Here is a 25,458-nt window from a genome sequence, read left to right as displayed (position 1 = left end):
GTCCCTCCGCTTGGCGCGGAAGCGGGCGTCCATCGCCGATGTGCTTTTAGGCAGCGGGCGGGGAAACTGCGCTTTCTCGCCGCCGTTTGTCGAAGCGGCCAAAAGCAAGAACCGTTTGCTGAAACGATCAAAGAAAGGAGTCGGTCCGCCATGGAAGAGATCAAAGAAATTACCCCGGCTGAGGTGAAGGAAAAACTCGAACGCGGTGAAAAGCTGAACATTGTCGATGTGCGCGAAGACGAGGAAGTCGCCCTCGGCATGATTCCGGGCGCCAAGCATATCAAAATGGGCGACATCCCCGATCGGCTTGAGGAATTCGACCGCAATGAAGAATATATTTTCGTCTGCCGCTCCGGGCGGCGTAGCGAAAACGTCTGCCGCTATTTACAAGAGCGCGGCTACCGTGTTTGCAACATGACAGGCGGCATGCTTGAGTGGGAAGGGGAAACGGTGCCGAAACGATGATGCCTCGTCGCGCCTGCCGTTTCCGCCTGACCGCGGCCGGGCGTCCGTGCGAATGGCGATGCGGGCTTTCGTGAAGAAGGTTTCCATGTTAACGAGACATCACAGTTTCGGTCGACATGCAGCCGGCAGCCGAAGGCGGCCTGCACGTTTTGTTCGACAGGTGTCCCAATCGTTTGGGGCGCCTGTTTTGTTTTTTAGTGCCGAAGGGCGATGGAAGCAGACAGAAAAAACGTTATAATTTTCAGTAAAAGAAAAATGAAGGGATCGATGGTGGTTGAAACTGGGCGATCATGTGAAATTGGCCCGCTTGATGAAGGGGTTGACTCAAGAGGAGGCGGCGGACGGTATCATTTCGGTCTCGTATTTGTCGAAAATTGAAAACAATCAAGCCACGCCGAGCAAAGACGTGCTTGACCTGCTGTTCCGCCGGCTCGGCATCCGTCAAGGTGAAGGCAAAACGGCCGCTTCATGGCGTGAATCGGTGATGGACTGGTACAAAACGATGGTGGCCAGAGAGGTGCAAGCCGCCCGCGAGAAGCATGAAACGGTGAGGCAGCTGTGCCAGGAGAGCAACGATATCGAAGCGGCGATTTACTTCCAATTGATGTACGTCCGGTATTTGCTGCTGCTTCGCGATGTCAAAGGGGCTGAGGCGGCGGCGCGGAGCGTACAGGAGTGGTATGAGGCGCTCGATGATGCGATGCGCTACTACTATTGGAAGTTTTTTGGGCTTCTCTATTATTGTCAAGAAAAATACGACGATGCTTTGCAATGCTACCAAAAGGCAGAACGGTTGTCGGGGGTGGAACGCCGGCCGGGCTGGGAGGAGGCGGATTTGGATTATTTGTTGGCGCTTTCATACAGCCGGATGTGGAACGTGTTTTCGTGCCTCCGCTATGCCGAGCAGGCCTTGGCGCTCAGTCAGGCGGAGTACGATTTGCGCCGCAGCGCTGAATGCCATATTTTGCTCGCGATTTGCTACCGGCGATGCGGGGAGATCGACAAAGCGGTCGACCATTGTCTGCTGGCCCAAAAGGCGGCGAGGATGGTGGATGATCGACGGCTTCTGGGGATTGTGGAACACAATCTCGGCCACTTGAAAGGAATGAAACGTCAATACCGCGAGGCGGTGCAACATTACGAGAACAGTTTGATCTATAAAGAGGACGCCCCGCTGGATGCTCGGCTCATCACGCTTTTGTCGCTCGTGCGCGTGCATTGCGATGCCAAGCATTATCGCAAAGCGTCGATGGCTGTCGAGGAAGGGTGGAAACAGCTCGAACAAGCCCCTAACGGCGCGTCCGAGCATTATGAGTATTATTTGCATTTTTCCATTTACCGGCTGCTGTTGTCGGGCGAGGGGGAAGCGTTCGAGCGGCTGCTCAAGCACGAAGCCATTCCGTATTTTCAAAGGCGGAAAGAATACGAAGACGCCGCCTGCTATGCCGAATATTTGGCCGATTACTACGCGCGCTTGCGCCAGTACAAACAAGCGGCCCATTATTATCGGCTCAGTTGCGAGCTTTTGCGGAAACGGGAAAGGAGGTGAAGCGGTTGAAAAAGCGAATCATCCTGATCATCGCACTCGCTGTCCTTGGTCTTGCTTCCGCCTTCGCCGGCGGAACCGGCGTGAAAGAAGCAGCGAAAGACGAACATCCGCCGCCGACCGTGATCGCCCGGTAACCGGGCGTGCGATAGGCCGCGAAACTAAAGCAAAACCGTAAACAGTGGCGCCCCTAAAGGGCCCCTTTTTTCTTTGAAAATGCGCCGCCTTGATCAGTCATTTTCATGCCTGGGTGGGGAGCAAGGCTTGCACATAGATGTTTTTTATGAGCGGAGGAGGCCCCCTTCCCCGGGTGGCGTCACGCCTTGCTGTGGATCAGGAAGCATTGCGCTATGGACGAAGCGAGCCTCCTTTCGTTCTCGGGATATAGCCGAAAAGAACCAGGGGAGGAAAAACGAAAGTCCGGCCGTGCACGGAGGGCGTGTCATTGCCGTTCATTTTCCCAATACAATAAGGATGGCTATTTTGGTAAAATTCAGAATGTAAGGAATCATCAAATACATATTCAAGAAAGGGGAAGAGGAGAATGAACAAACGGGCGATGCTCGGGGCGATCGGGCTGGCGTTCGGCCTGCTGGCGGCGCCGATCGGCGCTTCGGCGAAGGGGGAATCGATCGTCTGGAACGAACAATGGAAGACGCCGTCATTCGTGTCCGGTTCGTTGCTAAACGGAGGGGAACAAGCGCCGGAAGAGCTCGTTTATCAATACGTCGATCGGGAAAACGGCACATTCCGCCTCGGCGGACGCGCCCGCGACCGTTTGGCGCTGATCGGCAAACAGACTGACGAACTTGGCCATACCGTGATGCGGTTTGAACAGCGGCATCACGGTATACCGGTTTACGGCGCCATGCTGGCTGCCCATGTGAAAGATGGCGAGCTGATCGCGCTGTCGGGGTCTTTAATTCCCAATTTAGACGGCCAGCCGCGGTTGAAAAAGGCGAAAACGGTCACCGTCCAACAGGCGGAAGCTATTGCCGAGCAAGACGTAACGGAGACAGTGACGAAGGAGCGGCCGACAACCGAAAACGGCGAGCGGACGCGGCTCGTCATTTACCCGACTGATGGCACGGCCCGCCTCGCTTATGAAGTGAACGTCCGCTTTTTAACCCCGGTTCCCGGCAACTGGGTGTATATCATTGATGCAACCGATGGGGCCATTTTGAATAAGTTCAACCAAATCGACACCGCCAAGCCCGGCGGCGGGCAGCCGGTCGCCGGCGCGTCGACGGTCGGCGTGGGCCGGGGTGTGTTGGGGGATCAGAAATATATCAATACGACGTATTCCTCGTATTACGGCTACTACTATTTGCAAGACAATACGCGCGGCAGCGGCATTTTTACGTATGACGGACGAAACCGCACCGTTTTGCCCGGCAGCTTGTGGACCGATGGCGACAACCAATTTTTCGCCAGCTATGACGCGGTGGCCGTGGACGCCCATTATTACGCCGGCGTCGTGTATGATTACTACAAAAATGTGCACGGCCGGCTGAGCTATGACGGCAGCAACGCCGCCATCCGTTCGACCGTCCATTATGGCCGCGGCTACAACAACGCGTTTTGGAACGGTTCGCAAATGGTGTACGGCGATGGCGATGGACAGACGTTTTTGCCGTTTTCCGGCGGCATTGACGTCGTTGGGCATGAGTTGACCCATGCGGTGACGGATTATACGGCCGGGCTTGTTTACCAAAACGAATCTGGCGCCATCAATGAAGCGATGTCCGATATTTTCGGCACGCTCGTGGAGTTCTACGCCAACCGCAACCCGGACTGGGAGATTGGCGAAGACATTTACACGCCTGGGATCGCCGGCGATGCGCTCCGCTCGATGTCCGACCCGGCGAAATACGGCGATCCGGATCATTATTCCAAACGGTACACTGGCACGCAAGACAACGGCGGCGTCCATACGAACAGCGGCATCATCAATAAAGCGGCGTACTTGCTCAGCCAAGGCGGCGTCCATTACGGCGTGAGCGTCACCGGCATCGGCCGCGACAAAATGGGGAAAATTTTCTACCGGGCGCTTGTCTACTATTTGACGCCGACGTCGAACTTCAGCCAGCTGCGCGCCGCCTGCGTGCAAGCGGCCGCTGATTTGTACGGGTCGACAAGCCAAGAAGTCAACTCGGTGAAACAGGCGTTCAATGCGGTTGGAGTGTATTAAGACGATGACGTCACGCGTCCCGCTGTTCGGGGGCGCGTGACGCCTTTTGTGGGCAGGATTTTCCCTAAATGCGTGGAAAAGGAAAAAGAAAACGGGGGAATGGCGATGTACAAAGTGAAAGTGTTTGATAAAGAGCATGAAAAAGATTTGGAAGCGGCGGTCAATGATTTTTTAGCCCGATTGAAAGACGGACAGTTGATCGATGTCAAGTACAGCGTGGCGGCGATGGAATCGGAAGGCGAGCAAATCTACTGTTTTTCCGCCATGGTCATTTACCGGACTTGACACTTCACACGGCTCCAGACTGCGGGATTCTTTGGCCGTTTTCGTGCTGATCCCCCCAAAGCGGGCAACGCTTTTTTCGTTTCGGCATTTCCATTTCAGGCGGCGAAATTTTGCGATCGCCCGCCTTGAAGACGGGCGTTGTCGGAATGTCAGCGAATGCCCCGGAGCACCCGAGGGGCATGAGGACGGCGGTCAATTCGTTGCTGTCTGCCCCGCGGAGCCGCTCGCCCCGTTTTTTTCCGCCAATGCATAGCGGGCGGCGTTCACGCCGGCGAGCCGCCCGGTGACAAGGGCGGCGGTGATGTTGTAGCCGCCCGTGTAGCCGTGAATGTCCAAAATTTCCCCACAAAAGTAAAGGCCGGCCATGCATTTGGAGGCCATTGTTTTCGGCTCAATTTCTTTGACCGACACGCCGCCGCCGGTGACGAATGCTTTCTCAAGCGGCAGCGTGCCGTGGACGTAAAAGGTAAATTGTTTGCACTGTCGGACAAACACCCGCAGCGCCTCATGGCCGACCGTGCCGGCAGAGGCGTGCGGGTCGATGCCGGCCCGCTCGAGCAAAAAGACGGCGTACCGCTCGGGAAGCACCGTTTTGGCGATCGTTTTCATCGCCTTTTTCGGCTCCTCTTTGCACAGCTTGGCGAACTGTTGAAACAGCTCTTCCTGCGTCACGTCCGGAAGCGCGTCGATGCTCATTTTGACCGCGCCGTCCGCCGCTTTTTTCAACGCCTTAACGACAAACTGGCTGCAGCGGAGAGCAGCTGGGCCGGAAATGCCGAAGTGCGTAAACAGCATATCCATCCGGTGGGTGATGATCGGTTTGCCATTCGGCTTTAAGACGCTTAACGCGACGTCGCGCAGCGACAAGCCTTGCAGCGTCCGCTCTCGGATGAACGGCTCATGCGAGACGATCGGAACTTCGGTTGGAAACAATTCGGTCACCGTGTGGCCCGCTTTTTCCGCCCACGGATAGCCGTCGCCTGTTGAGCCGGTTTGCGGCACCGATTTGCCGCCGACGGCGACGACAACCGCACGGGCGTGGATCGTCTCCCCGCTTTTCAGCGTGACACCGACTGTTTTTCCTTGTTCATACAACACGTCCGCCACTGGCGATTCAAGTCGAACATCGACGCCAAGGCGCGACAATTCGCGAACAAGCGCGTCGACGACCGACTGGGCGCTGTCGCTTTTGGGAAACATGCGGCCGTGGTCTTCCTCCTTGAGCGGCACGCCGAGCCGCTCAAAAAAGCGGATGATGTCTTCATTGTTAAATACGGAAAAGGCGCTGTATAAAAAGCGGCCGTTGCCGGGAATATGGCGGACCATTTCATCCACCGGCAGCCGATTCGTCACGTTGCAGCGTCCGCCGCCGGAGATGGCGAGCTTGCGCCCGAGCTTCGTTCCTTTTTCCAACAAGAGCACCTTCGCCCCTTCTTCGCCGGCGCCGATGGCCGCCATGAGCCCGGACGGACCGCCGCCGATGATGATGACGTCGTATCCCATGTTCATTCCACCCTTTCTTTCTGCGCGTGGCCGATATTTTTCGTTCCATTGACAACTATGGTAAAATAGATACGTTGTCATTTTCAACGTCCATGGCTAGGGAAGGGGTCATATGTCAACATCGAAACTGCTGCGCGGCACGTTTATTTTAACGGCTGGCGTGATGATTTCTCGCCTTCTTGGTTTATTTTACGTCATCCCGTTTTACCATCTTGTCGGCGAGCGCGGCGGGGCGCTGTACGGATACGGCTATGTGCCGTACCAAATTTTTTTGAGCTTGGCGACCGGCGGGCTGCCGGTGGCGGTGTCAAAGTTTGTGTCGAAATACAACGCGCTTGGGGAATACGGCGTCGGCTATCGGCTCTTTCGCTCCGGCCTTGTCTTGATGATCGCAAGCGGCATCGCCTCATGGCTCATTTTGTACGCCCTGGCGCCCATCTTGGCGCCGCACGTCATCGATGCGAAAACGAACGTCAACTCGGTCGACGACGTCACGGCCGTCATCCGCGCGGTCAGCTTTGCGCTCCTCATCGTGCCGGTGATGAGCTTGATCCGCGGATTTTTCCAAGGACATGAGTCGATGGGCCCGACGGCGCTGTCGCAAGTCGTCGAACAAATCGCGCGCATCGCGTTTTTGCTTGGGGCGTGTTACGTCATTTTGCGCCTGATGGACGGCTCGATCGTCTCCGCTGTGAGCGCGGCGACGTTTGCCGCGTTTGTCGGGGCGGCGGCGGGGCTTTTGGTGTTGCTTGTCTATTGGTGGAAGCGGCGTCCGTATTTGCAGTCGCTGCTTGCGCGTGACCGCGGCGAAGCGGACGTGTCGCTTTTGGCGATGTATAAAGAGCTGCTTCTTTCTTCGATTCCGTTTGTTTTTGTCGGCTTGTCGATGTCGCTGTACCAGCTCGTCGATCAGTTTACGTTCAATCACGCGATGGCGGCGGCGGGCCGCGGGAACATCTCGGAGCACGCGTATTCCGTGTTCAACATGTGGGCGCAAAAGCTCGTCGTCATCCCCGTGGCGCTCGCGACCTCGTTCAGCTTGGCGCTCATCCCGACGATTACGAAAGCGTATGTCGCGCAAGACCGGAAAGCGCTGCGGCAATATTTGAACCAGACGTTTCAAGTGCTCATGTTTTTAACGCTCCCGGCGGTGATTGGCATGGCGGTGCTGGCAGGGCCGGTGTACAGCTCGTTTTACAGCTATGATCCGCTTGGTGAACAAGTGTTGCGCTGGTATGCGCCGGCGGCGATTTTGTACGCTTTGTTTTCTGTGACGGCGGCGATCATGCAAGGCATCAACGAGCAGCGGTTTACGGTCGTCAGTTTGACAGCCGGCTTGCTTGTGAAGCTTTTGCTCAACACGCCGCTCATTATGAAATGGTCGGCCGTCGGGGCCATTGTGGCCACGATGGCGGGCTATTTCGTCTCGGTGGCGTTCAACTTATGGGTCATTCAGCGCCGCACGCGCTACCGCTATCGGTTTGTCGCCCGCCGGACGGCGTTTATGGCCATCCTGACGGCGGCGATGTCAGCGGCGGTTATGGGGGTCGAGGCGCTGGCGTCCCGATGGATCGATTACCGCGCCGGCACCGCTGAATCGGTGGGCGCTGTTTCCATCGGCGCAGCGGTCGGGGCGGCCGTCTACTTGTTTCTCAGCATCCGCTCCGGGTTGTTTTCGGCGCTGTTTGGCGACCGGTTTGCGTTTTGGCGCCGGAAAGAGAAAAAGGCGGTATCGTAGACGAGGGTGTATGGGGGGATCGGCCGTTTCCTAGAAGCGGCTCGTTTAGGCCGGGAGCCCGGCGGACGGCGCTTCTTGCGAACATCGCAGCGCCCGAGCGAAAGGGTTCGACGACGGCTGTTTTTCGCCCTCCCCCATGCCGTTCGGCTTGCAGCAAAAAAAGAAGAAGGCGGTCGTCCCCGCCTTCTTTCTCCATTTCGCTTACGACAGGCCGAGCCGGCGTTCGATGCGATCGAGGCGGCTTTCCACCCGGTCGAGACGGCGGTCGAGCCGTTCGACGGCCCGCTCAAGCCGTTCGATGCGCCGCGCCCAGTTGGCGAATGGCCCGCCTGGGTATCCGGGCCAAAATTGGATGGCTGGCGGCTGTTGACGGTAATCATCCAACGTTGGGACATAATAGTAATATTCATTCATCGGCAAATCCCCCTTCTTGATGTTTCCTTCACAGTGTATGGGGGGAAGGCGGAAGCGGACTAGATGAACGCCTAATGAAGGCCATATTTTTAGGAGGGAGATTTGTGGAGCTGCGCATTGACAAGCTGCTCGCCCATATGGGGTATGGGACGAGGAAGGAAGTGAAAAAGCTGCTCAAGTCCGGAGCGGTGAAAGTGGACGGCGCGCCGGTTCGTGATGCGAAAACGAAAGTGCGGCCGGATGAGCAAATCGTGACCGTTTGGGGAGAAACGGTCGAGTACAAGCCATTCATTTACTTGATGATGAATAAGCCTTCGGGGGTCGTTTCCGCGACGGAAGATGCCGTGGAAGAGACGGTCGTCGATTTGCTTGAAGAAGAAGACCGGGCATTTTCCCCGTTTCCGGTCGGGCGGCTTGACAAAGATACGGAAGGGCTGCTGCTCTTGACGAATGACGGCCAGCTCGCCCATCAGCTGTTGTCGCCGAAAAAACACGTGCCGAAAACGTATTTTGCCGTCGTGGACGGGGAAGTGACGGAAGCGGATGTCGCGGCGTTTCAGCGCGGCGTCGTCCTTGATGACGGCTATGAAACAAAGCCGGCCAAGCTCGTTGTGTTGAAATCCGGCCTTCGTTCCGATGTCGAGGTGACGATCACCGAAGGGAAGTTCCATCAAGTGAAGCGGATGTTTCAAGCGGTCGGCAAGCGGGTCGTCTATTTAAAACGAATTCAAATGGGGCCGCTCGCCCTTGACCCGGATTTGGCGGTCGGTGAGTATCGGGAATTGACGGACGAAGAGGTGGACATGTTGAAGCAATACCGGCCAGAGACGGACGAAAAAAAGGAACCTGACGCGGTTCCTTTTTTATGGAAAAATAATGGATATTCATCTGTGGAAAAATGGTTCGCGTTCATCTCCCATCTTGCCTACCCTATTGGCACCGGATTTACGAAGAGATGCGCACTTTTTTGTTTGTGGTCGTCCATTTGCCCTTGCTTGGGCTGCGAACGAGATCGTTGTACATAAGCACGTTTAAGTCGCGCTGGATCGTTCGTGGGGTGGTGCCGAACTCATCAACAAGCTCTTGGGTCGTAACCGTTCCTTTTTCGCTAATGTACATATACACGGACTTGATGCGGGTAAGCATCCGATGTGTTGAAGGTTTCAAAAGACCACTCCCTATCTTAGCATCATTCGCATGGCACAACCGACCGCTAGCAGATGAGAGATGTCTTTGTCTGTTTACTACCATTGTACACGAAATGAGAGGGAAAATGCTACCCGGTTGCCTCTATTCACGAAAAATTTCAACATTTTGTCATGAAACGGAAATCGATTTGCAACGAATGAAACATTTTGACTTCCTGTTTTTGATATGATACGTTGGCAACAAAGGGTGTTGAATAAGGAAAGGAAGAATGGCGTTGAACATCGACTGGATGAACGAAGCGAAGAAACGAAAAGACGATCTTGTCCGCGACGTGCAAGCGCTTGTCCGCATTCCGAGCGTCCGCGATGACGGCGGGGCGAAACCGGGGGCGCCGTTTGGCCCGAAGGTGGCGGAGGCGCTCGATTACATGTTAACTCGCGGTCAAGAAGAAGGATTTTGCATTAAAAACGTCGACGGCTATGCCGGTCATATCGAAATGGGAGAAGGGGAGAAGCTCATCGGCGTGCTCGGCCATCTGGACGTCGTGCCGGCAGGGGACGGCTGGTCCGTTGATCCGTTTGCTGCTGAGGTCAAGGATGGCCGCCTTTACGGGCGCGGGGCGATCGATGACAAAGGGCCGACCGTCGCGGCGTTTTACGCCTTGAAAATCGTCAAAGAACTCGGCTTGCCGCTCCGCAAGCGGGTGCGGCTTATCCTCGGCGGCGACGAGGAAAGCGATTGGCGTTGCGTCGCTCATTATTTTCAGCGGGAAGAAATGCCGGATGTCGGGTTTGCGCCGGATGCTGATTTTCCGATCATTCATGCCGAAAAAGGAATCATTGACGCCGATTTGTCGTACCGCCCGCCTGAATCGGCGGAGGCGGAAGGGCTCGCGCTTGCCTCATTCCAAGCCGGGCGCCGCTACAATATGGTGCCGGATGCGGCCGAAGCGGTGGTGGAAGGAGCGGGACGGACGGAGGAGCTGCTTGGCCTCTATGAACAGTTTTGCCGAGAGCGCGGCGTAAAGGGGAGCATGAGGCAAAGCGAAGGGGCCGTCGTCTTTCAATTGGAAGGGGTGTCCGCTCATGGCGCCGAGCCGGAGCGCGGCAAAAACGCCGGCGTCTATTTGGCGCAGTTTTTGGCGTCGCTTCCGCTCGATGGCCGAAGCCGGCCGTTCATTCAGTTTGTGGCCTCCGCCTTTTTTGGCGATGCCCGCGGCCGGCGGCTTGGCCTTGCGTATCGCGACGAACAAAGCGGCGACTTGACCGTCAACGTTGGGGTGCTGTCGTATGACCGGCGGCATGGCGGAACGATTGGGCTGAACATCCGCTATCCGGTGACGGCCGACGGCGACGCGATCCGCCGGACGCTCGCCGGCGCTGCGGCTGAACATGGATTCGCGCTCAGCCGTTTCAGCGATACGAAGCCTCATTATATCGATCCGAGCCACGAGCTTGTCCGCACGCTTCAGCGCGTCTACGAAGAGCAGACGGGCGAGCCGGCCCGGCTTTTGGCCATCGGCGGCGGCACATACGCCCGCGCCTTGACCGCCGGGGTGGCGTTTGGCGCGTTGTTTCCGGGCCGTCCGGATGTCGCCCACCAGAAAGATGAGTATATCGAAATCGACGATTTGGTGAAAGCGACCGCCATTTACGCGCAGGCGATCTACGAGCTGGCGAAATAAACGGCGGTCCGCCGCTCCGGCGAAAAAGAGAGCGGGGCGGGCGTTGTTTTCACGAAAGGGGGGACGGGATGGAAGCGGCGTTCAAACGTGAGGCGGCGGTGCGAAAAACGGTGTTTCCGCTCTTTTATTTTCTCATCTTTTTTGCTTTTGGCGCGTTGTTTCCGCTTTTGTCCGTCTATTTGCAGGAAGAGGCGCGCCTTTCGGGGGCGGCGATCGGCTGGATCATGTCGCTTCCTCCGATCGTGACGATGGCGGCCCAGCCGCTTTGGGGCACGGCGGCCGATTACACGCGCAAACCGGTCGGCCTTTTGCTGGCAGCGCTCGTGCTGGCGGCGCTGTTTGGGGTCATGTATGCGCTCGCCGGCAGCTATCGGCTGTTTGTTGTGCTCACCGTGCTGCTGTCAGCGATGCAAAGCGCCATCGTTCCGCTTTCCGACAGCCTCGCCCTTCGCCATGTGCACGAACAGGGAGGAAACTACGGGGCGATCCGGCTGTGGGGGTCGCTTGGGTTTGCGATGGCGGTGCTGGCCGTCGGCTGGCTGTCTGATCATATCGCCTTTGCGGTCATTTTTTACGCCTTTTCGTTGGCGCTGCTCACCGCGGCGGCTTTGGCCACCCGCCTGCCGCGCTACCCGATGGCGGCGCCGGGGGCGCTGATGCGGCAGGACGTGCGCGGGCTGCTGGCGTCCCGCCCGTTTCGGCTGCTGCTTGTGGCGACGTTTTTATTGTTTGGCCCGATTTTGGCCAACAATTCGTATTTCGGGTTGCTCATTCATGAGCTGGGCGGGACGTTGACCGGCATTGGCCTCGCCTTTTTGTTTGCCGCCGGCAGCGAGGCGCCGTTTATGAAAGCGGCGGATCGGCTCATCGGCCGTTTCGGCATGGTGCGGCTTCTTCTATTGGCGGCGCTCATCTCGGCGGCTCGCTGGCTGGCGTATGCGGCCGACCCGCCGCTTTGGTTTGTGTATATGACGACGGTTGTGCAAGGCTGTTCGGTCGGTCTGGCGATCCCGACGGCGCTGCAATATGCGCGCCGCCTGGCGCCGGAGCGGGTGCAGTCGACGGCGGTGGCGTTATACTCAGCGGTCGGCAACGGCCTTGGCGCGTGGTTTTGCACGTTGGTGGGCGGCTATTTGCTTGAGCGTTGGCAGATCGGCGCTGTCTACTTGTTTTTTAGCATCTGCACGATCGTGGGTGTGCTCGTGCTCCTTTTGCTCGCAAAACGAGAACGAACGGCAGGTGAAGAGAAGTGAAACGAAGCCATTATTTTATCGCTGTTCCGCTGACGTCTGAAGCGAAACAAGCCATTGCCCGATTTTCGGGGGATGCGTCGTCATCGCTGCCGTTTCGCACATGGGTGCATGAAGAGGATTATCATATCACCCTCGCGTTTTTAGGCGATGTGCCGCCGGGGAAAATGGCGCCGCTGTGCGAAGCGATGGCCGCCGTCGCCGCCAAAAGCGCCCCGTTTTCCCTCGCGCTTGCCGGACTGGGGACGTTCGGGGAGCGGACGGCGCCGCGCATTTTTTGGCAAGGGGTGAAAGAGGAGGCTGCGTTGAACGAGCTGCGACGCGATGTGTATGAAGCGTGCCTTGCGCTCGGCTTTTCCCTCGACCGGCGGCCGTTTGCCCCGCATATTACGATCGCCCGCAAATGGCAGGGCGAGGCGCCGTTTCAGCCGGAGGCGCTCCGTTCGCTTCCAGCCGCTTCGACGGTGTTTTCGGTGCCGGAAATCGTGCTGTACCGGACGAATATGGAGAAAACGCCGAAATACGAGACGATCGCCGCGTTCCCGTTGCTTGGCGCGCCGGACGGCCGGAGCGGGTGAAGGCATGGGGCAGCTTTTGAAGCTGCGGGATTATATTTCCCGCTATGAAACGGATGTGTATCATTATGTGCCGGAGTTTATCCGGCTGAAACAATGGCAATGGGAGCAGGAGAAAGCGCGTTGGGAGGCGGAGCGGGACGCCGATGGCGCGCGGTGGGAAACGGGAGAAACGTGGGACTTTTTGCTTGACAAGCCGTCATGGTGGGAGCGGCTCATCGGCCGCTGGCGCCGCGGCCCGGAGCCGGAGATGGACGAAGAACGGCCGCCCGCCCCGTCTTTAAGCCGGGCGGCCACCCTCGATGAGCTGAAGCGGCAGTTTCTTGACGATTTGTTTGAGCTCCAGCTGAGATGGGCGAGTTCAACGATGACGCACATCTCTTTTGTGGATGAAGCATGGTACGGCGATGAAAGGTTGAAATATTTTTTGCAGCGGTTTCCGGACACCTATTTATGTTTTTACCGGCCAGTCGCGGCAGCCGGCAAGGCGGCCGTCGAGCTTGAGACGATTTTGTTGACGCCGGCGGACGCTTGGTGCCTCGCGTTTGTCGAAGGGGAGCCGGACAACGTCGTCATCGCCTCCACCGGCCGGTTTTGGGTGGAACGCGCCGGAGCGGACACAGTGAAGCGGGTCAACCCGGTTATCTCGCTGCGGCGGACGGAAGGAATCGTTTCGGACATTTTCCGCCGGCACGGTGTGGAGTGGCCGATCCATCTGGCGGTTGTCAACCGCTATGGCTACATTGACAGTGGCCATCTCTTTCCATTTGTCCGCTATATCGATAAGCGAAACTATGAATCATGGTTTTCCCGCCTGCGCGGCTCGGCCCTGCCGCTTCGGCATGGGCAGCTGAAGGCGGCTGAAGCACTGCTCAGGCATTGCATCAGCTTTTCGAGCCGCCGTTATGACGGGAATAGCGGCGTTGATGAGTGGCAACAATAGAATCATGTGTGCATCGATGGGGCGACCGGCCGTTTTTTTGGCACCGCCCTTTTTCTTTTGCGTATGATAGTACTAACGGGAGGCAAAAAAAGGGGGTGAACCGCGATGCTTCACATCAGCCGAACGTTTGCCGCCTATTTGGACGAGATCGATCAAATAACAGTGATCGTGCCGAAAGCGCGCTGCCTCGACAACATGGAGCCGTTTGTGATGACGGCGCCAAGCGGAGAAGACATCCCGCTTGTGGTGCAACAAAAGGAGGACTTGGGCGATGCGGTCAAATATGTGTGCTGGTTTTCGGTGCCGTTTCAATTTGGAGAGACGCATTGGATTCGCGCCCGCTCCGGGGAGGAGTCCGATGTGCAAATCGGGGCGGTGGTGCGGACGGCAGCGTTTGATGACCAGTTTTTTTACGACGGAAAGCTTGGCGTGGAGTATGCGAAAGAGCAGACGATCTTCCGCGTTTGGGCGCCGACGGCCACTGCCGTGAGCGTCAAGCTCGTCCATCCAGACCATGGCGATGTCCGCTATGTGCCGCTTGTGCGCGGGGAGCGCGGCGTCTGGTCGGCGGCCGTCTCCGGGGACTGGGAGCGGGCGCGCTATATGTATGTCGCCTGCATCAACCGCGTCTGGCGCGAGGCGGTTGACCCGTATGCGACCGCTGTCTCGGTCAACGGAGAGTATGGCGTGATCGTAGATTGGGAAAAAACGAAGCTGGCCAAGCCTGCTCCGCCGCTTCCGCCATGCCCGTCGCCGACCGATGCCGTCATTTACGAGCTGAGCATCCGCGATTTTACGAGCCATCCCGACAGCGGCGCCGTCTGGAAAGGAAAATACCTCGGGTTGACGGAGGAACATACGCGCGGGCCGAACGGGACCGTCACCGGGCTTTCCTATTTGAAGGAGCTGGGCGTCACCCATGTCCAGCTCATGCCGTTTGCCGATTTCGCCGGGGTCGATGAGCGCGATCCACAAGCGGCCTACAACTGGGGATACAATCCACTTCATCTATATGCGCCGGAAGGAAGCTATGCCACCGATCCGCATGACCCATACGCGCGCATTGTCGAGCTGAAGCAGGCGATCCGCGCGCTGCAGGAGAACGGCTTGCGCGTCGTGATGGACGCGGTGTACAACCATGTGTACGACCGGGAGCAGTCGCCGCTTGAGAAGCTTGTTCCCGGCTATTACTTCCGCTATGACGCCTACGGCCGGCCGGCCAACGGCACCGGTGTCGGCAACGATATCGCCTCCGAGCGGCGGATGGCGCGCCGCTGGATTGTCGATTCAGTGGTGTTTTGGGCGAAAGAGTACGGCATAAACGGGTTTCGTTTTGATTTGATGGGCGTGCATGATATCGAAACGATGAAGTCGGTGCGCGACGCCCTCGATGCGATCGACCCGTCCATTCTCGTCTATGGGGAAGGCTGGGACTTGCCGACGCCGCTCGCTCCGGAGCAAAAAGCGACGATGGCAAACGCCAAGCGGCTGCCGCGCCTTGCCTATTTCAATGACCGGTTCCGCGATGCGGTCAAAGGCAGCACCTTCTATTTGCCGGACCGCGGGTTCGCTCTTGGCGACTCCGCCGGCCGCGAGCAGGTCAAAACGGCGATCGCCGGCAGCCTGCAGGCGTTCGGCGGTCTGTTTTGCCATCCGCTTCAATCGATCAACTATGTCGAATGCCATGACAACCATACATTTTGGGACAAAATGGAGGCCGCCAACGGCCATGAACCGGAATGGCTTCGTCGTAAACGGCAAAAATTGGCGACTGCAATCGTTCTGTTGGCGCAAGGCATTCCGTTTTTGCACAGCGGCCAAGAGTTTTATCGGACGAAAGGCGGCGACGAAAACAGCTACCGGTCGCCCGATGCGGTCAACCGGCTCGACTGGGAGCGGAAAAGCCGCTATGAAGACGATGTCCGCTACATCCAAGGATTGATCGCCATCCGCCGGGCGCACGGCGCGTTCCGCCTAGCGACCGAAGTCGATGTGCAGCGCCATTTGACGTTTCTCGAACCAACCCCGCCATCGGTCATCGCCTATTGGCTGCGCGATGTCGCCCTTTACGGACCGTGGACGGACATTGTCGTCATTCACCATAACGAGGAAACTGGGGTAGTCATCGCCCTTCCGGATGACGAGGAATGGCACGTTGTATGCGACGGAGAGCAAAGCGGGACCGTCCCTCTTCGGCAAGTGCGCCGCTTTTTGGACGCGGACGGCATCGGCACATGGGTGCTCGTCAAAACGGGCGCGGCCGCGGATGTGGAAAACGGAAAATGAAGCCGGACGGCATGACAGCGGCCCCGCCGTTTTTTCGCCTTGGCGGATGAAGGATGGAAGCTTTAGGAAGTTTGTTTGGCAAGAAAAATGTTTGCATGCCGGGGTTGTATTTCAGTATAATACAAGTAACATGGACGGAAGCAGGACGCGGGATGGCCGTCCTTTTTATTTGTACTTTAAGTCGCAGGTGAACATGCTTTGGAACAGTTACTAGGTAAGGAGTGGGCGATCACTCCGGCTGGCGGTGCAACAGGGGATGCGTATTTTGCGGAATATGAGGGGAAGAAGCTGTTTTTGAAACGGAATTCTTCCCCGTTTCTTGCCGTTCTGTCTGCCGAGGGCATCGTCCCGAAGCTCGTATGGACGAAACGGCTGGAAAACGGCGATGTGTTTACGGCTCAGCAATGGCTGAATGGGCGGGAACTGAAGCCGCATGAAATGAAGAGCGGGCAGGTGGCGGCGCTACTGAAGAAAATTCACGGCTCGAAAGAACTCGTGACGATGCTTCAGCGGCTTGGCAAAACGCCGCTGCACCCGAAGGCGATGTTCGCTGCGCTCGCTGAGCAGCAGAGGCGCCATCCGCTCGGTTCGGCGGCCGTTTCCGAAGCGCTCGGCTGGCTTGAGCTGCGCGTCCCGCTCCTGCCGGCTGATCAATATGTCGTTTGTCACTGTGACATCAATCATAACAATTGGCTGCTTGCCGATGACGGCACGTTGTACTTGATCGATTGGGATGGGGCGGTCATTGCGGATCCGGCCATTGACATCGGCACACTGCTTCATCTATACATTCCACGCGCCGAATGGGAAGCGTGGCTGCGCGAGTATGGGTTGGCGTGGACGGAGGAGCTTGGCCTCCGCCTGAAGTGGTATACGATCGCCCATACGCTTTACTCGCTGTTTTGGCCGAAGGGAAAGGACTGGAAAAAAGAAAAGGAGCGGTCGCTCCAGTTTTTGCACCGTGTGTTGTCCGACCCGCTTTGACGTGCACCGAAGCGGCAGCGCAAAGCGCGGCGGTTTGGCGCCGCCCCCTGTTCAGGAGAGCTCGTTCACCCAGTCGGCGAGCTGGCTTTGATGAGCGGAAATGTGGGCGCTTAAATCGGCGCTGTATTTTCCGCCTTGGCCGTAGGCGTAAATGTTCGGAAGAATTTGCTTGACATGGGCGTTCACTTCGCTATTGGCAAGCAGCGACTTTACAAGCCGCTCAATTTGTTCACATTCGGAGACGGTTCCGCAGCAATCAAGCTCATGTTCGGATAAAATATCGCGGAGCACGGTCAATTGGTCGTTATGGTCGAGCGGCATGTCGATCACCATCCTTCAAGCAAAGCTGTACGTTGTTAATATGCCCGGGCGCAGCAGTGTTTATGCTCGGGCGTTTGCTTCTTTGGGCGCGACTATGATATCGTCAAACTGACAAATTCAACGAGGCAGAGGTGTCCGTATGCGTTTGCGCAACAAACCGTGGGCGAAAGACAAAATCGCCGCTTATCCGCATTACGTCATTCCCGACCCGGAAGCGAGGCGTGGGCGATGGCGCGAACTGTTCGGCAACGAGCGGCCGATCCATATTGAAATCGGCACGGGGAAAGGGAAATTTATCACCGAAATGGCGAAGCTTCATCCCGATCTCAATTTCATTGGCATCGAGCTGTATCCGAGCGTGCTCGTATCAGCGCTTGACAAGCTGATTGAGAGCGAGCTGCCGAACGTGCGGCTGCTCAATGCCAATGCGAAAGACCTCGGCACATTTTTTGCCGACGGGGAAGTCTCCCGCATTTATTTGAATTTTTCCGATCCGTGGCCAAAAAAGCGGCACGAGAAGCGGCGGCTTACATATCGGGATTTTTTGGCGCTTTATGAGCGCATTTTAACGGAAGACGGCGACATTCATTTGAAAACGGACAACCAGTCGTTTTTTGAATACTCGCTCGTCAGCTTGTCGCAATACGGCTTTGTGCTCGCGGCGGTTCAGCTCGATTTGCATCGGAGCGATGTCGAAGGCAATGTGATGACCGAATACGAGGAGAAGTTTTCCGCTAAAGGCAACCGCATTTACCGCTGCGAGGCGGTGCGCCCGCGGCGGGCGTAGCCGCAAACGGAAGAGCCCCAACAGGCGGGGCTCTTTTTTGTTTTACGAAAAGCCGACAGGGGCGGACGCTGCGCTGCCGCGACCAAGAGGGCACGATGCCGGCCCAGTCTGCGAACATCAAAGCGGATGAGCGTTTCCGGCCTTACAAAAAAAGGCGGTGTCGCAAAAGGATCGGGACACCCCCTTTCGTTTTTATATATACACCGATCGCTTCTTCCGCGCTATATTTTGTGTCTATCCTGAAGACAGACAGCCTTTTGGGTCAGCCCCGCTCAAACGGAAACATGTTGCACCACACCGATTTTCATCCCGTTTTTGGTCATCGATATGATCGTCGGCTCAAACAGAAAAATGTTGAACCGCACCGGTTCGCCCACGGAACACCGCCGTTTTCCCCATCGGTTTAGAACGGAACGGCGGGGCGGTTTTTTTCTTTCTCGATTATGAAGAAAATGGTACACTAAGGAAGGGGGAGATGGACATGGAACAGCTGAAAATCGGGCAAATCACCTTGACGTGGCTGAACGGAGGCGTCACTCACCTGGACGGCGGGGCGATGTTTGGCGTCGTTCCGAAGCCGCTTTGGTCGAAAAAGTATCCGCCAAACGACAACAACCAGATTGAGCTGCGCACCGACCCGATTTTGGTTGAAGCGGGCGGCAAGCGGCTGCTCATTGAGTCCGGCATCGGCAACGGCAAGCTGACCGACAAACAAAAGCGCAACTTCGGCGTCACCGAAGAATCGTCGCTCGATGAGTCGCTTGCCGCGCTTGGGCTTGCGCGCTGCGACATTGACATTGTCATCATGACGCATCTTCATTTTGACCATGCGTGCGGCTTGACAGTGTGGGAAGACGGGCGGCTCGTGCCGGCGTTTCCGCGGGCGGCGGTCATCGTGTCGGATGTTGAGTGGGATGAGATGCGAAATCCGAACATTCGCTCGCGCAATACGTATTGGAAAGAAAACTGGGAACCGATCGCCGAACAAGTCGTTCCGTTTGCGAAAGAGACCGAAGTCGTTCCGGGAATCCGCCTTATACATACCGGCGGCCACAGCGCCGGCCATGCGATCGTGGTGATCGAATCAGACGGGGAGATGGCGATTCATCTTGGCGATTTGCTCGGGACGCACGCCCATCAAAACGTGCTTTGGGTGATGGCGTACGACGACTACCCGATGGATTCCATTTTTGCCAAACAGCGATGGCTCCCGTACGGCATGGAGCGAAACGCCTGGTTTACGTTTTACCACGACGCTTATTACCGGGCGGTGAAATGGCAGGCGGACGGCGCGATTGCCGCAGCGGTGAAGCGGAACCGGCCGCCGCTATAACGGTTTGGCCTCGATGACCGCGCCGGTGTAGGCGTTGACGAAAAATTCCGCGTCCCCGTCATCGCGGCAAACGCCGCCGCGGTAAACAGTGTACGTCAACCCGTTTTTCTCATACTGCTCCGGCGTAACTTGAATCCATGAACCGCGAATGGGGAGCGGTCCGCCGAGCGCGCGTTTCGCCATCGCGAGCGCTTGTTCCGGCGCGAGAAGCGTCGGCTTTGCGGCGGCGCGGACGGCGCAGATGGCGGCGGCGCCCACTGCGGCGCCAACGATCCATTTTTTCCAAGCCATGCGTTCGGTCCTCCTTTTGCCTTGATACGGTTTAGTATAGCCGATTTTGGCGAAATAGGTAAGCAGAACGGGAAAAGGAACTGAAAACAGAAAGGAAGATAGGCGATGAATGAAGAAACGCTCCAATTGTTTCAGACGTTGACCGAGCTGCCGGGGGCGCCGGGCTATGAACATCCGGTGCGCCAGTTTATGCGCCAAGAGCTGGCGAAGTATGCCGATGAAGTGGTGCAAGACCGGCTCGGCAGCGTTTTCGGCGTCAAGCGCGGCGACGAAACCGGCCCGACGGTGATGGTCGCCGGTCATATGGATGAGGTCGGGTTTATGGTGACGGCGATCACCGACAACGGCATGATCCGCTTTCAAACGCTCGGCGGCTGGTGGAACCAAGTGCTGCTCGCCCAGCGCGTGCAAATTATCACGGACAACGGGCCGGTCATCGGCGTCATCGGCTCGATTCCGCCGCACCTGCTTGATGAAGAGCAGCGCAATAAGCCGATGGACCTGAAAAACATGCTCATTGACATCGGTGCGGAAAGCCGCGACGACGCGGAGCGCATCGGCATTCGCCCCGGCCAGCCGATCGTGCCGGTCAGCCCGTTTACGCCGTTGGCGAACGGGAAGACGGTGATGGCGAAGGCGTGGGACAACCGGTTTGGCTGCGGGTTGGCGATTGAACTGCTGAAAGAGCTCCAAGGCGCTGCGCTGCCGAACGTCCTGTACGCCGGCGCGACTGTGCAGGAAGAAGTCGGGCTGCGCGGGGCGCAGACGGCGGCCACGATGATCAATCCGGACATCTTCTTCGCCCTTGAGGCGAGCCCGGCGAACGATATGACCGGCGACAAGCAGGCGTTTGGCCATATTGGGAAAGGAGCGCTCGTCCGTCTGTACGACCGGACGATGATCACGCACCGCGGCATGCGCGAATTTGTGCTCGATACGGCCGAGTCGCTTGATGTGCCGTACCAATTTTTCATTTCCCCGGGCGGGGGGACAGACGCCGGGCGAGTCCATGTCGCCAACCGTGGCGTGCCATCGGCGGTGATCGGCATTTGCGCCCGCTACATTCATACGCATGCGGCGATCATTCATGTCGACGATTATGCGGCGGCGAAAGCACTCATCGTCGAGCTCGTGAAACGGTGCGACCGGGCGACGGTTGAGGCGATCCGCCAAAACAGCTAGGCAAAGAGAAACGAACGGCAGAGCGGAACAAAGGGAGGGGGAGAAGCGGCAGCTTCTCCTTTTCCATGCGAAGGAGGGCCAATGATGAAAACTGTTGCGGTCGGAACGAAAAACGAAGCGAAAGTTGCCGCCGTCCGCGCGGTGTTCGCCGCGCCATCGTGGCGCCTTGTACCGCTGGACGTGCCCTCCGGCGTCTCCGTCCAGCCGCTGTCCGATGAAGAAACGCGGCTTGGGGCGATGAACCGCGCCAAACGGGCGCTGGACGCGGCAGGAGCGGAGATCGGCATCGGGTTGGAAGGCGGCGTGATGCGGATCGACGGGCAATGGTGGCTGTGCAATTGGGGGGCGTTGGCCGACCGAAGCGGCCTTGTTCTCACCGCGGCGGGTGCGCGCCTTGCCCTGCCGCCGGAGATCGGCGCCGGACTTGAAGCAGGAAGAGAACTCGGCGAAGTGATGGAGGAATATACGGGGCGGCGGAACATTCGCGCAAATGAAGGGGCGGTTGGCGTGCTGACGAACGGGCGCATCAAGCGTGCGGCGATGTTTTCCCACATCGTCGAGCTGCTGGCCGGCCACTATGAGTTTTTTTGCCAAAACGGACCGTTCACGGTATGATAAAAGGGAGCGGCTGACGACGCTATTATGCTAAGGAGGCAAACGAATGGACAGCCGGCAAATGTACGAGACGATTAAGAAGCGTCTAGGCGACCATCCGCACTGGACGTTTCGCTTTGACGCCAAGCAGGATGCGATGCGCATCGAGGATGAACGCACGAAAAAAGGCGTGACGATTTCGCTTCCCGGTGTGATCGCCAAGTGGCACGATCAAAAAGACGAAGCGGTGCGCGAAATCGTCTATTACGTGGAACAAACGCTGAAAACGATGGAAGAAGCGGCGGCGCTTTCCGGCAACGAGCGGAACATTTACCCGGTCATTCGCTCGACATCGTTTCCGACGGAGACGAAAGAAGGCGTGCCGCTTGTGCACGATGGCCATACGGCGGAAACGCGCATTTATTATGCGCTTGATTTAGGCAAAACGTACCGCTTGATCGATGAACAAATGCTGAAAGCGGAGCGGTGGAGCGCCGAGCGGGTGAAGGAAATCGCCCGTTTCAACGTCCGGTCGTTGCCGACGCCGGTGAAAGAAGACCGCGTGGCGGACAACGTGTTTTATTTTGTCAACACGAACGACGGCTATGATGCGAGCCGGTTGTTGAACGAGGCATTTTTGGCGGAAATGGAAGCGCGCATCGAAGGGACGATGGCGTTGGCCGTCCCGCATCAAGATGTGCTCATTATCGCCGATTTGCGCAACGAGGTCGGCTACGACGTTCTAGCGCAAATGACGATGAGTTTTTTTGCCGGCGGCCGCGTGCCGATTACCGCCTTATCCTTTTTGTACGAAAACGGAGAGTTAGAACCTATTTTTATTTTAGGAAAAAAACGGAGAACGTAAGGTGCAAGGAGGAATCAACCGATGAATGTATTTTACAATCGCGAAGGAATCGGCGATGTATTGCTTGTGTCGCTGAAGCCGATTCCTGCCGAAGAGCGGGCGTTTGTGAAACGAGGCGACGTCGTTCGCATTTTTTCGGAGCGGAGCGGAGAGACGGTCGGTTACAACATTTTTTCCGCTTCTTCATACCATCCGTTTTCCGGCAGTGGCCCGCTCGATGTCGATGAAGAACTCGTTGGCGTCATCAATGACATTTTGGCGAAAAACGGTTTTGACGAACCGATCGAGGCTGATTTGTCGCCGAAGTTTGTCGTCGGATATGTGAAAGAAAAAACGAAGCATCCGAACGCCGACAAACTGAGCGTCTGCCAAGTCGATGTCGGCGGTGAAGTGCTGCAAATCGTCTGTGGGGCGCCGAACGTCGCCGCCGGGCAGAAAGTCGTCGTCGCCAAAATCGGCGCCGTCATGCCGAGCGGCCTTGTCATTCAGGAAAGCGAGCTGCGCGGCGTCCGGTCATCCGGCATGATTTGTTCGGCGCGCGAACTCGGGCTGCCGAACGCCCCGCAAGAAAAAGGGATTCTTGTGCTCTCCGACGAGTACGAAGTCGGCCAGCCGTTTGTGTTTTGACCGTCCCGACGGCGTTTTTGCCGACAATGAATGAGATAGAAAGAGTGAAACGGCCGATGAAATTTTGGAAACGATGGCTTCGCATGTTCGCGGAGGAAGAAGAGCAGGAACAGCCGCCCATTCCTCAACCGGAGCGTGCAGAGGCGAAAGTGGTGTACCAATACCCGCAAGGCCGCTTTCGGTTTCCGCTCATTCCCGACGATCAGCCGCGGGAGGAACAGAAACAGCCGCAGCGGTTGGTAGACGGGGGAAGAACGCGGCCGGCCTCTGGCCGCCCGTCAGACAGCCTGGCGCGGGAAACGGCGGAAAAACGCCCGTTCCGCCCGTCCGATGTGCCGTCGCCGGTATTTGGGTATCAAAGACAGGGCGGCGAACAGCGGGGGGCAAAACGAACGCCGGTTTCCGACTTTAAGCCGGAGCAAAGCCGCTCCGCCTCTTTGGCGCCGCCCGAACAGGAAGAGAGCAGCAAAGCGACCGCCCCACCGGATGAACAAGCCGCCGTTGCGGCCGGGAGCGAAACGGCAGCAGAGACTATGGCCAAGGCCGCGGAAGAAGGGGCGCCGCGATCGGATGAGCGGCAGCACGATCAGCAGGAAAGGGGCGCCGGGCAAGAGGAGCGGTCCGTCTTTGGCGCCGGTCCGCGGCTTGAAGAGGCGATTGAGAATGAAACGGCGGCGGAGAAGATCACCAAGGTGCTAGAAGAAGGAGCGCCGCGACCGGATGAGGGGCAACGCGGCCATAGGGCGGAGAAAGGCGCCGGACGGGAAGAAGAAGCGCGGCTGTCTTCTCCCCGTCTCGGACGGGCGCGCATCCCGTATAATGTGATGATGCTAAAGGAAGACCGGCGCAAGCTCGAGGAACGCTCGCGCCGGGACGGCTATTCGCTGCCGCCGTCTGCGTTGCTTGAGCCGCCCGGGGAGGCGGCGTCTGCTGACGAACAGTGGATTCGCGAACAATGCGCCCGCCTCGACCGGACGTTTGCGAGCTTCCATATCGGAGCGAAGGTCGTTGGGGCAACGCAAGGGCCGACGGTGACGCAGTTTGAAGTGCAGCCCGATTTGGGCGTGAAAGTAAGCAAAATTACGAGCTTGACGGACGACATTAAACTGAGTTTGGCAGCGAAAGACATTCGGATTGAAGCGCCGATTCCCGGAAAGCGGACGATCGGCATTGAAGTGCCGAACCCATCGAGCCGTCCGGTGCGGCTGCGGGAGATTTTAGACGACCGCGCCTTCCGCGAGCGCCGCTCTCCGCTCACTGTCGCCCTTGGGCTTGACATCAGCGGCGCGCCGGTCGTGACCGATATCCGCAACATGCCCCATGGTCTCATTGCCGGGGCGACCGGGTCAGGCAAAAGCGTCTGCATGAACGCTATGCTTGTCAGCATGTTGTACAAAGCCGCCCCGCATGAGGTGAAGTGGCTGCTGATTGATCCAAAAATGGTGGAGCTTGCCCCGTACAACGGCTTGCCGCATTTGCTCAGCCCGGTCATCACCGAAGCAAAAGCGGCCGCCGGGGCGCTCAAGTGGGCGGTCGGCGAAATGGAGCGGCGGTACGAGCTGTTTGTCCATGCCGGCGTGCGCGATCTTGAAAAATACAATGACCGTCTGCGTGCAAGCGGGGGAAGTGAGCCGCCGTTGCCGTACATCGTCATCGTCATCGACGAACTGGCTGATTTGATGATGGCCGCCCCGGCCGATGTCGAGGAATCGATTTGCCGCTTGGCGCAAAAGGCGCGGGCGTGCGGCATTCACTTGTTGATCGCCACGCAACGGCCGTCGGTTGACGTCATCACCGGCTTGATCAAGGCGAACATTCCGACGCGCATCGCCTTTTCTGTTTCTTCCCAAGTCGACTCGCGCACGATTTTGGATGTGAACGGCGCCGAGCGGCTGCTTGGGCGCGGCGATATGCTTTTTTTGGAAAACGGGTCAGCCAAGCCGGTGCGGTTGCAAGGCTGCTTCATTTCCGATGAAGAAATTGAGCGGGTCACCGCCCACGTGAAAGCGCAGCAAGCCCCTTCGTACATGTTCAGTCCGGACGAGTTCCGGCAAGCGGCGGCGTTCGGCGAGGAAGACGACGAGCTGTTTGACGAAGCATGCCGGTTTGTCATCGCCCAGGGAGGGGCGTCAACGTCAAGTTTGCAGCGTCATTTCCGCATCGGCTACAACCGCGCCGCCCGGCTCATCGAGATGATGGAGCATCATGGGCTCATCTCGGAAGCGCGCGGCAGCAAACCGCGCGATGTGCTGATGAGCGAGGAAGAGTGGGCGCGCTGGCGCGGGGAGCACGGCGGGCGCTCTGCCAACGGCGTTGCTTCCGGGCGGTAGTGTTTTGCCGCCGGCCGTGCTATAATGGGGAAATGAAACCGCCGGCGCGGCGGCATGAAGCAAATGGCAAAACTAGACGAATATCATATACTGTTCTACAGAGAGAAGATGGCTG

At 57.8% G+C, this 25,458-nt stretch carries 24 protein-coding genes and 1 pseudogene; 20 read left to right on the top strand and 5 right to left on the bottom strand.

Features of this window, described 5'->3' with window-relative positions; genetic code table 11:
* Positions 1-150: 150 nt before the first annotated feature.
* From ACR1UW_RS15135 to ACR1UW_RS15115, 5 genes are all read left to right on the top strand, one after another.
* Entirely contained in the window at positions 151-465 is a 315-nt protein-coding gene (locus ACR1UW_RS15135) for a rhodanese-like domain-containing protein (RefSeq protein WP_050367712.1), read from the top strand.
* Positions 466-739: 274 nt separating this feature from the next.
* Positions 740-2,014: a helix-turn-helix domain-containing protein gene (locus ACR1UW_RS15130; protein ID WP_498933947.1), complete on the top strand. Its 1,275-nt coding sequence runs from the start codon at positions 740-742 to the stop codon at positions 2,012-2,014.
* 5 nt (positions 2,015-2,019) lie between these two features.
* Positions 2,020-2,148 (top strand): hypothetical protein, encoded by a 129-nt coding sequence (locus ACR1UW_RS15125; RefSeq protein ID WP_256370876.1) that lies wholly within the window; start codon positions 2,020-2,022, stop codon positions 2,146-2,148.
* Between the two features lie 407 nt (positions 2,149-2,555).
* On the top strand, positions 2,556-4,202 hold the full coding sequence (locus ACR1UW_RS15120) for a M4 family metallopeptidase (RefSeq protein ID WP_498933945.1): 1,647 nt from the start codon (positions 2,556-2,558) through the stop codon (positions 4,200-4,202).
* A gap of 105 nt (positions 4,203-4,307) precedes the next feature.
* Positions 4,308-4,487, top strand: a complete 180-nt coding sequence (locus ACR1UW_RS15115; protein ID WP_008880941.1) for a sporulation protein Cse60 — start codon at positions 4,308-4,310, stop codon at positions 4,485-4,487.
* Between the two features lie 192 nt (positions 4,488-4,679).
* Here the strand turns inward: ACR1UW_RS15115 and ACR1UW_RS15110 are convergent, their stop codons facing one another.
* Positions 4,680-5,990 (bottom strand): BaiN/RdsA family NAD(P)/FAD-dependent oxidoreductase, encoded by a 1,311-nt coding sequence (locus ACR1UW_RS15110; RefSeq protein WP_498933943.1) that lies wholly within the window; start codon positions 5,988-5,990, stop codon positions 4,680-4,682.
* Between the two features lie 112 nt (positions 5,991-6,102).
* Between ACR1UW_RS15110 and ACR1UW_RS15105 the strand changes: the two genes are divergently transcribed.
* A complete protein-coding gene (locus tag ACR1UW_RS15105; RefSeq protein ID WP_498933941.1) occupies positions 6,103-7,728 on the top strand; it encodes a putative polysaccharide biosynthesis protein in 1,626 nt (541 codons plus the stop codon).
* 201 nt (positions 7,729-7,929) lie between these two features.
* Here the strand turns inward: ACR1UW_RS15105 and ACR1UW_RS15100 are convergent, their stop codons facing one another.
* Positions 7,930-8,142, bottom strand: coding sequence for a hypothetical protein (locus ACR1UW_RS15100; RefSeq protein ID WP_033009805.1), 213 nt, complete (start codon positions 8,140-8,142; stop codon positions 7,930-7,932).
* Between the two features lie 104 nt (positions 8,143-8,246).
* Here ACR1UW_RS15100 and ACR1UW_RS15095 point away from each other — a divergent pair.
* Positions 8,247-8,984, top strand: a pseudogene (locus ACR1UW_RS15095) (pseudouridine synthase); the annotation flags it as partial.
* A gap of 103 nt (positions 8,985-9,087) precedes the next feature.
* Here the strand turns inward: ACR1UW_RS15095 and ACR1UW_RS15090 are convergent.
* The gene (locus ACR1UW_RS15090; RefSeq protein ID WP_008880936.1) at positions 9,088-9,309 is read right to left on the bottom strand and encodes a DeoR family transcriptional regulator; all 222 of its coding nucleotides are present in this window, start codon (positions 9,307-9,309) and stop codon (positions 9,088-9,090) included.
* A 250-nt stretch (positions 9,310-9,559) separates the two neighbouring features.
* Between ACR1UW_RS15090 and pepV the strand changes: the two genes are divergently transcribed.
* From pepV to ACR1UW_RS15060, 6 genes are all read left to right on the top strand, one after another.
* The gene (gene pepV / locus ACR1UW_RS15085; protein ID WP_498933938.1) at positions 9,560-10,975 is read left to right on the top strand and encodes a dipeptidase PepV; all 1,416 of its coding nucleotides are present in this window, start codon (positions 9,560-9,562) and stop codon (positions 10,973-10,975) included.
* 68 nt (positions 10,976-11,043) lie between these two features.
* Positions 11,044-12,228, top strand: coding sequence for a maltose permease (gene malA / locus ACR1UW_RS15080; RefSeq protein WP_237420721.1), 1,185 nt, complete (start codon positions 11,044-11,046; stop codon positions 12,226-12,228).
* The gene (gene thpR / locus ACR1UW_RS15075) at positions 12,225-12,803 is read left to right on the top strand and encodes an RNA 2',3'-cyclic phosphodiesterase (protein WP_049626118.1); all 579 of its coding nucleotides are present in this window, start codon (positions 12,225-12,227) and stop codon (positions 12,801-12,803) included. Before malA ends, thpR begins: the two co-directional genes overlap by 4 nt.
* A 4-nt stretch (positions 12,804-12,807) precedes the next feature.
* Positions 12,808-13,743 carry an NERD domain-containing protein gene (locus ACR1UW_RS15070; protein ID WP_498933935.1) on the top strand — a complete coding sequence of 312 codons (936 nt, stop codon included), beginning with the start codon at positions 12,808-12,810 and terminating at the stop codon, positions 13,741-13,743.
* Positions 13,744-13,848: 105 nt separating this feature from the next.
* Entirely contained in the window at positions 13,849-16,029 is a 2,181-nt protein-coding gene (gene pulA, locus ACR1UW_RS15065; RefSeq protein ID WP_498933933.1) for a type I pullulanase, read from the top strand.
* A 198-nt stretch (positions 16,030-16,227) separates the two neighbouring features.
* Complete coding sequence (locus ACR1UW_RS15060; RefSeq protein ID WP_033009796.1) at positions 16,228-17,013, top strand: phosphotransferase family protein; 786 nt, start codon at positions 16,228-16,230, stop codon at positions 17,011-17,013.
* Between the two features lie 51 nt (positions 17,014-17,064).
* On the opposite strand, the gene ACR1UW_RS15055 is transcribed toward ACR1UW_RS15060, so the two are convergent.
* A complete protein-coding gene (locus ACR1UW_RS15055; protein WP_237420717.1) occupies positions 17,065-17,334 on the bottom strand; it encodes a YtzH-like family protein in 270 nt (89 codons plus the stop codon).
* Positions 17,335-17,473: 139 nt separating this feature from the next.
* Between ACR1UW_RS15055 and trmB the strand changes: the two genes are divergently transcribed.
* Positions 17,474-18,121 carry a tRNA (guanosine(46)-N7)-methyltransferase TrmB gene (gene trmB / locus ACR1UW_RS15050; protein ID WP_033009793.1) on the top strand — a complete coding sequence of 216 codons (648 nt, stop codon included), beginning with the start codon at positions 17,474-17,476 and terminating at the stop codon, positions 18,119-18,121.
* A gap of 481 nt (positions 18,122-18,602) precedes the next feature.
* Complete coding sequence (locus tag ACR1UW_RS15045; protein WP_033009862.1) at positions 18,603-19,454, top strand: YtnP family quorum-quenching lactonase; 852 nt, start codon at positions 18,603-18,605, stop codon at positions 19,452-19,454.
* Here the strand turns inward: ACR1UW_RS15045 and ACR1UW_RS15040 are convergent.
* Positions 19,449-19,745, bottom strand: coding sequence for a PepSY domain-containing protein (locus ACR1UW_RS15040; RefSeq protein ID WP_498933930.1), 297 nt, complete (start codon positions 19,743-19,745; stop codon positions 19,449-19,451). The two genes, ACR1UW_RS15045 and ACR1UW_RS15040, sit on opposite strands and share 6 nt — an antisense overlap.
* A gap of 105 nt (positions 19,746-19,850) precedes the next feature.
* Here ACR1UW_RS15040 and ACR1UW_RS15035 point away from each other — a divergent pair, with 105 nt between their 5' ends.
* The 5 genes from ACR1UW_RS15035 (at position 19,851) to ACR1UW_RS15015 (ending at position 25,343) form a co-directional block, all read left to right on the top strand.
* Positions 19,851-20,927 (top strand): M42 family metallopeptidase, encoded by a 1,077-nt coding sequence (locus tag ACR1UW_RS15035; RefSeq protein WP_044744770.1) that lies wholly within the window; start codon positions 19,851-19,853, stop codon positions 20,925-20,927.
* Between the two features lie 84 nt (positions 20,928-21,011).
* On the top strand, positions 21,012-21,542 hold the full coding sequence (locus ACR1UW_RS15030) for a DUF84 family protein (protein ID WP_033009790.1): 531 nt from the start codon (positions 21,012-21,014) through the stop codon (positions 21,540-21,542).
* A 46-nt stretch (positions 21,543-21,588) separates the two neighbouring features.
* Positions 21,589-22,386 carry a DUF1444 domain-containing protein gene (locus tag ACR1UW_RS15025; RefSeq protein WP_498933927.1) on the top strand — a complete coding sequence of 266 codons (798 nt, stop codon included), beginning with the start codon at positions 21,589-21,591 and terminating at the stop codon, positions 22,384-22,386.
* Positions 22,387-22,407: 21 nt separating this feature from the next.
* Positions 22,408-23,013, top strand: coding sequence for a YtpR family tRNA-binding protein (gene ytpR, locus ACR1UW_RS15020; protein ID WP_033009788.1), 606 nt, complete (start codon positions 22,408-22,410; stop codon positions 23,011-23,013).
* Between the two features lie 56 nt (positions 23,014-23,069).
* The gene (locus tag ACR1UW_RS15015) at positions 23,070-25,343 is read left to right on the top strand and encodes a DNA translocase FtsK (RefSeq protein WP_237421066.1); all 2,274 of its coding nucleotides are present in this window, start codon (positions 23,070-23,072) and stop codon (positions 25,341-25,343) included.
* Positions 25,344-25,458 lie beyond the last annotated feature (115 nt).

The organism is Geobacillus lituanicus (genome assembly GCF_050994965.1).
Classification (GTDB): domain Bacteria; phylum Bacillota; class Bacilli; order Bacillales; family Anoxybacillaceae; genus Geobacillus; species Geobacillus stearothermophilus.
This window is presented reverse-complemented; position numbering and strand designations above follow the sequence as displayed.

Coding starts and splice junctions, on each gene's coding strand:
- ACR1UW_RS15135 (WP_050367712.1), top strand. CDS start 151: ATGGAAGAGATCAAAGAAATTACCCCGGCTGAGGTGAAGGAAAAACTC.
- pulA (WP_498933933.1), top strand. CDS start 13,849: ATGCTTCACATCAGCCGAACGTTTGCCGCCTATTTGGACGAGATCGAT.
- ACR1UW_RS15025 (WP_498933927.1), top strand. CDS start 21,589: ATGGACAGCCGGCAAATGTACGAGACGATTAAGAAGCGTCTAGGCGAC.
- ACR1UW_RS15100 (WP_033009805.1), bottom strand. CDS start 8,142: ATGAATGAATATTACTATTATGTCCCAACGTTGGATGATTACCGTCAA.
- ACR1UW_RS15115 (WP_008880941.1), top strand. CDS start 4,308: ATGTACAAAGTGAAAGTGTTTGATAAAGAGCATGAAAAAGATTTGGAA.
- ACR1UW_RS15070 (WP_498933935.1), top strand. CDS start 12,808: ATGGGGCAGCTTTTGAAGCTGCGGGATTATATTTCCCGCTATGAAACG.
- ACR1UW_RS15015 (WP_237421066.1), top strand. CDS start 23,070: ATGAAATTTTGGAAACGATGGCTTCGCATGTTCGCGGAGGAAGAAGAG.
- trmB (WP_033009793.1), top strand. CDS start 17,474: ATGCGTTTGCGCAACAAACCGTGGGCGAAAGACAAAATCGCCGCTTAT.
- ACR1UW_RS15055 (WP_237420717.1), bottom strand. CDS start 17,334: ATGCCGCTCGACCATAACGACCAATTGACCGTGCTCCGCGATATTTTA.
- malA (WP_237420721.1), top strand. CDS start 11,044: ATGGAAGCGGCGTTCAAACGTGAGGCGGCGGTGCGAAAAACGGTGTTT.
- pepV (WP_498933938.1), top strand. CDS start 9,560: ATGGCGTTGAACATCGACTGGATGAACGAAGCGAAGAAACGAAAAGAC.
- ytpR (WP_033009788.1), top strand. CDS start 22,408: ATGAATGTATTTTACAATCGCGAAGGAATCGGCGATGTATTGCTTGTG.
- ACR1UW_RS15120 (WP_498933945.1), top strand. CDS start 2,556: ATGAACAAACGGGCGATGCTCGGGGCGATCGGGCTGGCGTTCGGCCTG.
- ACR1UW_RS15030 (WP_033009790.1), top strand. CDS start 21,012: ATGAAAACTGTTGCGGTCGGAACGAAAAACGAAGCGAAAGTTGCCGCC.
- ACR1UW_RS15035 (WP_044744770.1), top strand. CDS start 19,851: ATGAATGAAGAAACGCTCCAATTGTTTCAGACGTTGACCGAGCTGCCG.
- ACR1UW_RS15040 (WP_498933930.1), bottom strand. CDS start 19,745: ATGGCTTGGAAAAAATGGATCGTTGGCGCCGCAGTGGGCGCCGCCGCC.
- ACR1UW_RS15110 (WP_498933943.1), bottom strand. CDS start 5,990: ATGGGATACGACGTCATCATCATCGGCGGCGGTCCGTCCGGGCTCATG.
- ACR1UW_RS15045 (WP_033009862.1), top strand. CDS start 18,603: ATGGAACAGCTGAAAATCGGGCAAATCACCTTGACGTGGCTGAACGGA.
- ACR1UW_RS15105 (WP_498933941.1), top strand. CDS start 6,103: ATGTCAACATCGAAACTGCTGCGCGGCACGTTTATTTTAACGGCTGGC.